Here is a 10043-nt window from a genome sequence, read left to right as displayed (position 1 = left end):
GCACCCCTTTGGAACTTGGCAGGGTATTACCCTCAACACGGATTGCCTGGCGTAAGGTACGGCCAAACACTTTAAACAGACTTTCTACCCGGTGGTGATCGTTGCGGCCTTTGGTTTTCAGGTGCAGGGTGCAGGCCATGGCATAGGAGAGGGAGCGGAAGAAGTGCTCGACCATCTCGGTGCTCAGGTCGCCGACGCGCTGATAGTTAAACTCCGCTTTGTATTCCAAATGTGGCCGACCGGAAATATCCAGTGCGCAGCGTGCCAGGCACTCATCCATTGGCAGTACAAAGCCAAAACGGCCAATCCCGCGTTTATCACCCAGTGCGTTGTTAATCGCCTCGCCTAGGGCCAGTGCGGTATCTTCTACGGTGTGGTGATCATCGATATAGAGGTCGCCACTGACCTGGATATCCATGCGGAAGCCGCCGTGAGTCGCGATTTGGTCCAGCATATGGTCGAAGAAACCGACGCCGGTTTTTATTTTGCTACCGCCTTCGCGATCCAGCCAGACATCGACATCAATGGCCGTTTCTTTGGTGACGCGGTTAACGTGAGCATGGCGATCACGCAGGGTCAGTTGCTTGGCAATTTGTGACCAATTCAAGCCATCGCGCTGATAACGCAAACCACTGATGCCCATATTTTGCGCCAATTGCAGGTCAGTCTCGCGGTCGCCGATAACATAGCTGTTGGCACTGTTCATGACGCCTTCGGCCAAATAGCTTTCAACTAAGGCGGTTTTGGGTTTGCGACAAACACAGTTATCTGCCGGTAAGTGTGGGCAAATCAAAACTTGCTCGAAATTGATCCCCTGAGAGCTGAAAATCTGCATCATCAGGTTATGTGGTGGGGAGAAGGTTTCTTGTGGGAAACTGGCAGTGCCCAGCCCATCCTGATTAGTTATCATCACCAAACGGTAATCCGCTTTTTGCAGCGCTAATAATGCCGGGATTACATCTGGTTCCAGCGCCAGTTTATCCAGCCGGTCAACCTGATAGTCTTCCGGTGGCTCGGCAATCAGGGTGCCGTCTCGGTCAATAAAAAGAAATTTCTGGCTCATATCGTTTCCTTACGGAGGCTGGCGGTATTAGTGTTATTCGGGCTATCAACGCCGGGTAAGGGAGAAAGGGCGGCAATCACTCGCTCACATTCCTGACGGGTACCTATTGTGATACGCAGGCAATTCGATAGGCTCGGTTGCTTATTTTGATCGCGCAAAATAATGCCCTGATCCCACAGTGTTTTGAATACGCTGCTGGAGGCGGTGAAGCGCGCTAATAAGTAGTTACTCTCACTGGTAAATACTTGCTCAACACAGGCGCACTCTTGCAGCGCATTTTTCAACCATTCACGATTGGCTGTTACTTCGCTGACCCTCTGGCGCATTTGCTCCAGGCCCCGCGGGCTGAGTGCCTGCGCGGCGATATCCGCCACCGGTGTGGATAGTGGGTAAGGCGCAATCACTTTAAGCAGTAATTGGATGATATCGCTGTTCGCTAATGTAAAGCCACAACGTAAGCCCGCTAAAGCAAAAGCTTTCGATAAGGTGCGCAAAATAACTAAATTCGGATAATCTTTTAGCCAGCCACTCACCGAGGCCTGTGGGCAGAACTCTATATAAGCTTCGTCGATAGCCACGATAGCGCGGCCTTGTGCGAGTTCCAGCACTGCGCGTAAGTCAGCCGGGTTGATCAAATTGCCGGTTGGGTTATTTGGGCTGCAAATATAGATCAGTTTCACCCGATCCAAACTTGCTTTAATCGCTGGTAAATCTAACTGCCAATCTGTTTTGGTCTGCACGGTACGCAGCTCAACACCAAAAGTTTCGGCACTGACGGCATACATACCATAGGTCGGTGGGCAAAATAGAATGGCATCCTGACCCGGTTCGCAGAAGGCGCGAATGAGCAGCTCAATCCCCTCATCGGCCCCACGGCTGACCAAAACTTGGGCAGCTTCTAAACCGGCGTAAGCTGCGTAGCGTTCGATAACCAATTTTGGCTGGCATTCGGGGTAGCGATTAAAGGTCTGCGCCGTCAACTGGTATTCAGTAGCCAGCGGATATTCATTGGCATTGAGCCACACATCGCCATTACCGCCCAAGCGGCGGGCTGACATATAAGGGGTCAGTGCGCGGACATTTGCACGGGCCAAATCAGTGACATTGGCAGACTTACTCATGCTTGCTCCTTTTGGGCGGCGGTCAGGGCGGCGACACGGAGGGTAACGGCGTTTTTGTGGGCGGTCAGTTGTTCCGCTTGCGCCAGGGTTTCGATAGTGGATGCCAGACCCAGCAAACCCTGCGGGGTTAATTGCTGCACGGTCATGCGCTTCACGAAATCGGCCAGTCCTAAACTGGAATAGGTTGAGGTATAACCATAAGTTGGCAACACGTGGTTAGTCCCGGAAGCATAATCCCCGGCAGATTCCGGCGACCAATCCCCCATAAAGACTGAACCGGCGTTATCAATTTGATCAATGATTTCTTCCGGCTGGCGTATTTGCAGAATCAAGTGCTCTGGCCCGTATTGATTGCTGATATCAATACATTGCTGCAAGTCTTTGGTGATGATCAAACGGCTGCTTTCCAATGCCTGGCGAGCAATATCCGCGCGCGATAACTGCTGGAGCTGGCGCTCAACTTCGACCGCAACGGCTTGAGCGATAGCAGCATCTGGCGTCAGTAAAATCACTTGAGAATCCGGCCCGTGCTCGGCCTGAGATAACAAATCAGAGGCAATAAACGCCGGTGTAGCACCGCTGTCGGCGATAACCAACACTTCAGACGGGCCTGCTGGCATATCGATCGCCGCACCGTCCAAACGTTGGCTGACCTGACGTTTGGCTTCTGTGACATAAGCATTACCCGGCCCAAAGATCTTATTCACTTTTGGCACCGATTCGCTACCAAATGCCATCGCAGCAATAGCCTGTGCTCCGCCAATTTGGAACACTTCTTGGATACCACACAATTGCGCTGCATACAGGATCTCATCGGCAATCGGCGGGGGGGAGCATAAAATCACGCGCTGGCAACCGGCAATCCGTGCTGGAGTGCCAAGCATCAGTACGGTCGAGAGCAGCGGAGCTGAGCCGCCAGGAATATATAAGCCGACGGAGGCAATCGGGCGGGTTATTTGCTGGCAGCGCACGCCCGGTTGTGTTTCAACATCTACCACCGGCATTTTCTGCGCGTTATGGAAGATTTCAATATTACGCACCGCTTGCGCCATGGCGTGTTTGATGTCGTCACCCAAGCGCCCAGCAGCGGCGGCTATCTCATCGCTGCTGATGCGGATGTCAGCAACTTTAACCGTATCAAAACGTTGGCTAAAATCACGCAAAGCGCTATCACCCTCGGCTTTTACCCGGTCAAGGATTTCACCGACTGTCGCGGTGATCCGCTCTGATGCATTAATCGCTGGGCGGCTCAACAGGGCTTTTTGCTGCTCTTCGCTGCATTGTTGCCAGTCAATTAAGGTATTGAAATTCGTCGGCTGCATTCCTTACTCCATCATCTTTTCAATCGGTAACACCAGAATGGAGCTGGCACCCAGCGCCTTCAGTTTTTCCATGGTTTCCCAGAATAGGGTCTCGCTACTGACCATGTGCATCGCTACGCGGCTTTTGTCACCGGCCAATGGCAGAATGGTGGGGCGCTCAGCACCCGGCAGCAGCGTGATGATTTCGTCCAGACGTTCACTTGGCGCGTGCATCATGATGTATTTGGATTCGCGTGCTTGAATCACACCCTGAATTCGGGTCATCAGGCGGTCAATCAGCTGTTGTTTGTCCGCTGGCATTTCGCCATCGCGCTGAATCAGGCAGGCTTTAGAGCGGTAAATTACTTCGACTTCGCGCAGGCCGTTAGCTTCGAGGGTGGCACCGGTTGAAACCAGATCACAGATGACGTCGGCCAAACCCGCTCGTGGTGCGACTTCAACTGAGCCGTTCAGCAAACAGGATTTAAAAGTCACACCTTGTTTATCAAGATATTGCTTTAAAATGTGTGGGTAAGAGGTGGCAATACGCTTATTTTGTAAACATTGTGGGCCGGTATACTCGGTATCCAGGGAGGCGGCCAGTGACAGTCGGCAACCGCCGAAGTCCAGGCGACGTAATGTGAAGTAACGCGGGTCTTCGCCTTGAGCGCGGCGGCTCAGCAACTCTTCTTCCAATACGTTTTCGCCAATAATCCCCAGATCAACCACACCATCCATCACCAACCCCGGGATATCGTCATCACGAACACGCAGGATATCGATTGGCATATTTTCAGCAAAGGCGATCAGGCGTTGTTGTTGTAAATTGATTTTAATCCCGCAGCGCGACAACAACTCATGGCAATCGTCACTGAGGCGGCCTGATTTCTGCATCGCTATGCGTAAACGTGTTTTATCCAACATGGTAAATCCTCTAATCTATTAATTTGTAAAAGCTAATTTATAAAATCGTGAGCAACAAAAAAGCCCTCGGAAGATAATCTTCCGAGGGCTTTCTCTATTGCGTTCTACCGCCACCTGGAAGATTCGTTAACCGTCTTCCAGCACACATCGGCCTGCAAGACTAGTCAGGATGATGGTGATGATGGTGATTAAATTGAACGCGAATCATAGTAGCTTCTCTGTTTGGGCTTTCTGACATAATCAAAATAGCCGGTACATGTCATAATTTCTGTCAATCAACGTAAACCATCCTGCGGGTAGCGTGCAACCTTTTTTTCACCCGATGACTTTATTTTACGCCAGTACACCACGCGCCATCTGCTGTCACGGGTTTTATTTTTAGCGATTATCACTCTGTTTGATGTCAGTTTAAGCAGGAAGTTGTTACATATGGCTATTACGCCGACGAACAAAAACAGATTCATAATGCCGAGCAATTATTAAGTTACATTCGTTGGCGTAGGTTATTAGTATGGAGTGTAACGGTATGAACCAGTCGAGGACAATTGAGATGAAAAAAGTAGCCATTATTGGGTTGGGCTGGCTGGGTATGCCGTTGGCGCAATCATTGGTCCGCCGTGGTGTGCAGGTTGTAGGAAGTAAAACCACGCCAGATGGTGTCGAGGCCGCCAGAATGAGCGGAATTAATTGTTATCAATTACAACTGACGCCGGAGTTGATTTGCGATCCAGATGATCTGGAACAACTGATGACGGCAGATGCGCTGGTTATTACCTTACCGGCTAGCCGTACCACTGACGGCGGTACACAATATTTTCAAGCAGTACAAATGGTGGTCGACAGCGCGTTGGCGTTTAGTGTGCCGCGTATTATTTTCACCAGTTCTACCTCGGTTTATGGCGAAATCGGTGGTCGAATCAAAGAAAGTTCCCCCCTGCAACCGGTGACTACCGCAGGCAAAACGTTGGCAGAACTCGAACTCTGGCTGCACAAATTACCCAATACCTCGGTGGATATTTTACGCCTGGCGGGGTTGGTGGGGACCGATCGCCATCCCGGCCGTTTCCTTGCGGGTAAAACCAATGTGAAAGGGGGTGGGCAGGGCGTTAATCTGGTGCATCAGGAAGATGTAATATCCGCCATCGAACTGCTGCTTAACCTGCCCAGAGGTGGCCATATTTACAACCTGTGCGCGCCAGTCCATCCGCGTAAACGCGACTTTTACCCTGAGTGCGCCCGTGCGTTACAACTGACACCACCTGAGTTTGCACCAGAAGAGGCAGAGGAAGCACCACGCGAGATTGATGGCAGCAAGATTTGCAGTGAGTTGGGGTTTGAATATCAATACCCAGACCCGGCAAGAATGCCTTTGAATTAATTATCTTATCGGCTACTGCGCGCTGAAGGTGTAAAAAGAGCAAAAAAATGCAGGTTAGCAGCATCAACGCGATCGGAAGCGGCGAGGACTGGCAGAAGAGTAAAGCGTCCGCGCCAGGGATGGCGCGGCTCGAGCCTCTAGGGAAGGATTGACGGCGTCTTTATGATCTGCCAGTTATCCCCGCTGGTTATGAACACCTTTACCGCTTCTGATGAATATAGGTCAGTGCCAGCGCCATCGCCAAAACCAATCCTTTGATGATATCCATCGCGTAGTAAGGCACTGACAGCATCACCAGCCCGTTTTGCAGCACACCAAGGATAACCGCGCCAATTAAGGTACCGACAGCATTGGGTTTGCCGGAGCCCGCGAGTGAAAAGCCAATATAGGCCGCAGCCACGGCATCCATCAGATAGCCGCCACCCGCATTGACTTGTGACGAGCCAATCCTGGATGCCAGCAGAATTCCACCGAGTGCCGCCAGCAGAGATGACAATACATAGGCCAGCACCCGATAACGCACGGTTCGAATACCGGCCAAACGCGCCGCTTCCGGATTCCCACCAATGGCATACATCCGACGGCCATGTTTGGTCAGCGATAAATACAACTGCACTATAATGGTTACCGCCAACATAATGAGCACTATCACCGGCACTTGACCCAGAGCTGAAAACATCTCAGGAATGACGCCTTCCGCCATATCACCACTGGGTAGTAGCATATTCTGCGTGATAGAACCGCCATAGCTGTACGTCATGGCCACGCCCTGAATCACAAACAGGCTGGCTAGGGTTGCCAGCATATCGGGGATTTTCAGCACCACAATCAAAAATGCGTTAAACAAGCCCACCAGAGTACAGACAAGTAAGGTCAGGATTATGGCTCCGGTAGTGCCAAACCCGTACCAGACAAACAGTGATACGACGATGGCATTCGCCAGCGACGCGGTGGAACCGACCGATAAGTCAAAGCCGCCAATCGACAGGGAAATCGACACGCCGATGGCAATGACCGTCACAATGGCAATGGAGCGCAAAATATTGATGATATTGTTGGGGTCAAGAAAATTATCTGAAGCCAGGCCAAATAACGCGATTAGCGCCACAACGGTAAGTAACATCCCCCATTTGTAGAGAAAATCAAACAACTGGTGACGCCACGGTTGTGCGTCCGGCAGGGGTATTTCTTTACTCACTGAGGGGTTCCTCCGGTTGAAAATAGTAATAATGTTTCTTCATCGACATCGGCGGCATTCAGTTCTGCCACAATACGTCCATCCCACAACACACAGATACGAGAACATAAACCGACTAATTCAGCGAATTCACCGGAAGCATAAATAATGCCTTTTCCCTGTTGCGCTAACCCATCAATCAGATTGAATAGATCCTGTTTGGCTTTGATATCCACCCCTTTGGTTGGCTCATCAAAAATCAGCACTTGGGCATTTCCGCGTAGCCACTTGCCTATCGCCACTTTTTGCTGATTTCCCCCAGATAAACGGGCCAGCTTTTGTTGCGGCGATGAGGTGCGAACTCCCAGGCGTGCAATCAGCTCTTTGGCCCAACTCAACTCTTGGCGACGGCTAAAAATACTCCAGCGGGAAAAACTGTCATCAGCAGCTACACTCAGGTTCATCGGGATACCTTCGTGAATAAAGATGCCTTCTTTGCGCCGCTCTTCTGGCACTAAAGCTAGCCCCTGTTCGACGGAACTGCTCGGTGAATGTGGTTTCCACGGTTTGCCCTGTAATTCCCCCTGATCAACACGGCTCGGCGTAGCACCAAACAAGGCTTTGCACAATTCGGTTTTACCCGCGCCAGCTAACCCGGCAATCCCTAATATTTCCCCTTCACGCAATGTCAGAGAGATATCGCGTAACTTGTGTTGGTCATGTAACCCTCTAACGGACAATAATATTTTCTCACTCAAAGCGGTTCGCCGAGGGGGAAAAATATCATCCAAGGTATGGCCGAGCATCTTTTCGACAATTTGTTCGCCACTCAGGTTACCCATGGCATCATGGCTGACCTTGCGGCCATCGCGTAATACGGTCAATTGGTCACAAATTTCACGCAATTCATGAATGCGGTGCGAAATGAAAACGATGGCTATCCCTTCAGATTGCAGGCGGCGAACCACTCTAAACAGTCGCGCACTCTCTTCTTGATCCAGTGGTGCGGTGGGCTCATCCAGAATCAGAAAACGACATTGATGGGAAAGGGCGCGGGCCAACAGCACCTGCTGCTTCTCGGCTAATGTGCAAGATTCCAGACGCTGGCGTACATTCAATTTAAGACCAAGTTGCCCCAGTAGGGCTTCTGCCTGGCGATAAAGTTGCGGCCAGTTAAACAGATGCCCCTGTTCTGCCAGCGTATCCAGCATAATATTTTCTGCTACCGACAGGGTAGGCACCAGCGCAACATCAACCTCTTGTTGAACCACATGAATACCGTGTTGTTTTGCCTGACGTGGGGAGTGAATATCTATCTGCTGACCATCAATGTAGATCTCACCACGATAGTGATTGTGAGTGCCGGAAAGGATCGCCATCAAGGTCGATTTACCCGCACCATTAGCACCGACTAATGCATGAGTCGAACCCCCTTCCAGTGTGAAATCAACTTGTTGCAGGGCATGAAATCCAGAAAACGAGATAGAGATATTTCGCATCTCAAGGCGGGCGGGAGTGATGGTAGACATAATTTCGATGACTGCCCTATAAAATATTGTAACGAAACAGGCAGTCAATAATGCTGCTGATATCATTCTTTTTTAACACAGTTTTTATTATTCGCAACAAACTAAAATAGTTAAGGTATATCAAAAAATTATTAAACAATGATAAGTATGCCCTTAAGATGGAAAAACACAGATGACATCGCAACTTAAAATAAATAATGATCTAAAAGGAACAGGGGCATGAGCACGAACGCAATCCGAGTGCAGGTGGGGCCTGCCAACTATTTTTCTTTTCCGGGCGCTATCGACAAACTGAGTGAATTTTATCCTCAGGCGGCACGGGAAAATGCGTTGTGGATCTATGGTGAGCGCGCCTTGGCGGCAGCCATTGATTATCTGCCAGCAGAATTTAACAGCCCTCAGGCGGTGCGCGCTTCATTTTCGACCCATTGCAGTGAATCTACTGTTGCTGATTTGGTGAAAACGGCGGGCAGTGATCGGCAAGTCGTGATAGGCATTGGGGGCGGGGCGGTATTGGATACGGCAAAAGCAGTGGCGCGTAAACTGGGTTTGCCGCTGGTGGCCATTCCGACTATTGCTGCGACCTGTGCGGCCTGGACACCGCTTTCAGTTTGGTATAGCGATGCCGGACAAGCACTGAATTTTGAAATTTTCAACGATGCCAATCACTTAGTATTAGTTGAACCGCGCATTATTTTGCAAGCGCCAGTGGAATACCTGCTGGCCGGGATCGGCGATACCTTAGCGAAATGGTACGAAGCGGTTGTTCTTAGTCCTCAACCGGAAACTTTATCTCTGACCGTTCGTTTGGGGTTACAGGCTGCTTTGGATATTCGCAATGTGTTGCTCAAACAAAGTGAAGCGGCATTGCACGCGGTGAAACAGGGTGAACTGACGCAAGATTTCCTGGATGTAGTTGATGCGATTATTGCCGGTGGTGGCATGGTCGGCGGGCTGGGTGAGCGCTATACCCGTGTGGCAGCGGCTCATGCTGTGCATAACGGCTTAACGTTATTGCCTCAAACTGAACATTTCTTGCATGGTACCAAAGTCGCCTATGGGATATTGGTTCAAACTGCTTTGTTGGAACAGGATGAAGCCTTGCAATCACTGATTGTGGCATTTAATCAATTAGGTTTACCGACACATCTGGCGGCACTGGATGTTGATATTAATGACCGCGACGCCATTGAGCTGGTGATTAGCCGAATTCTGAAGCCGAGCGAGTCAATTCATTATCTGCCTGTTGAGCTTAATTCAGACAAAATGTGGGCAGCGATTGAGCGGGTAGAAATTGCCGCTCAGCACTGATACAGCATAGAAATAGCCGTTTAGATCAAACTGTCATAAGAATATTGTTTCAAGCGGTTTAACATCTTGTTTTTTGCTCCCAAGTTAGGGCAAAATACGCGCCATGGAATAGCCGACGTTTAAACGCGTCGGTTATTTTTTTGCATTCGTGTTTTCACAAATCAAGAGGCCGGACAACGATCCGGATAGATAAACAGGTCCGCGAGCGATTATTCACATACGAAAATCGCCGTTATGAG

9 protein-coding genes and 1 other annotated feature are annotated in these 10043 nt (G+C 50.2%); of the genes, 2 read left to right on the top strand and 7 right to left on the bottom strand.

Annotated elements, in window-relative coordinates:
- The 5 genes from hisB to hisL all read right to left on the bottom strand — a co-directional run.
- Positions 1-1063, bottom strand: a 1063-nt coding sequence (hisB, locus tag ACNSO8_RS03725) for a bifunctional histidinol-phosphatase/imidazoleglycerol-phosphate dehydratase HisB (RefSeq protein ID WP_418393860.1), incomplete at its 3' end; no start/stop codon positions are given.
- Positions 1060-2184, bottom strand: coding sequence for a histidinol-phosphate transaminase (hisC, locus tag ACNSO8_RS03720; protein ID WP_418393859.1), 1125 nt, complete (start codon positions 2182-2184; stop codon positions 1060-1062). The genes hisB and hisC, both read right to left, overlap by 4 nt.
- Complete coding sequence (gene hisD, locus ACNSO8_RS03715; protein WP_418393858.1) at positions 2181-3506, bottom strand: histidinol dehydrogenase; 1326 nt, start codon at positions 3504-3506, stop codon at positions 2181-2183. Before hisD ends, hisC begins: the two co-directional genes overlap by 4 nt.
- 3 nt (positions 3507-3509) lie before the next feature.
- A complete protein-coding gene (hisG, locus tag ACNSO8_RS03710; RefSeq protein WP_004388789.1) occupies positions 3510-4409 on the bottom strand; it encodes an ATP phosphoribosyltransferase in 900 nt (299 codons plus the stop codon).
- Positions 4410-4463: 54 nt separating this feature from the next.
- Positions 4464-4594 (bottom strand) — a sequence feature (His leader region).
- Positions 4570-4617 (bottom strand): his operon leader peptide, encoded by a 48-nt coding sequence (hisL, locus tag ACNSO8_RS03705; RefSeq protein ID WP_187495778.1) that lies wholly within the window; start codon positions 4615-4617, stop codon positions 4570-4572. Its footprint overlaps the feature before it by 25 nt.
- 342 nt (positions 4618-4959) lie before the next feature.
- Here hisL and ACNSO8_RS03700 point away from each other — a divergent pair, with 342 nt between their 5' ends.
- Positions 4960-5787 (top strand): SDR family oxidoreductase, encoded by an 828-nt coding sequence (locus ACNSO8_RS03700; protein ID WP_418393857.1) that lies wholly within the window; start codon positions 4960-4962, stop codon positions 5785-5787.
- 199 nt (positions 5788-5986) lie between these two features.
- On the opposite strand, the gene ACNSO8_RS03695 is transcribed toward ACNSO8_RS03700, so the two are convergent.
- On the bottom strand, positions 5987-6985 hold the full coding sequence (locus tag ACNSO8_RS03695) for an ABC transporter permease (protein WP_418393856.1): 999 nt from the start codon (positions 6983-6985) through the stop codon (positions 5987-5989).
- A complete protein-coding gene (locus tag ACNSO8_RS03690) occupies positions 6982-8493 on the bottom strand; it encodes a sugar ABC transporter ATP-binding protein (protein WP_418393855.1) in 1512 nt (503 codons plus the stop codon). The genes ACNSO8_RS03695 and ACNSO8_RS03690 overlap by 4 nt, the downstream gene beginning before the upstream one ends.
- Before the next feature lie 219 nt (positions 8494-8712).
- Between ACNSO8_RS03690 and ACNSO8_RS03685 the strand changes: the two genes are divergently transcribed.
- Entirely contained in the window at positions 8713-9804 is a 1092-nt protein-coding gene (locus ACNSO8_RS03685) for an oxidoreductase (protein ID WP_418393854.1), read from the top strand.
- Positions 9805-10043: the final 239 nt, after the last annotated feature.

The organism is Yersinia sp. LJYL362, from assembly GCF_048323875.1.
Note: the sequence above shows the minus strand (reverse complement) of the source record. Positions and strands in the feature narration are given on the sequence as shown.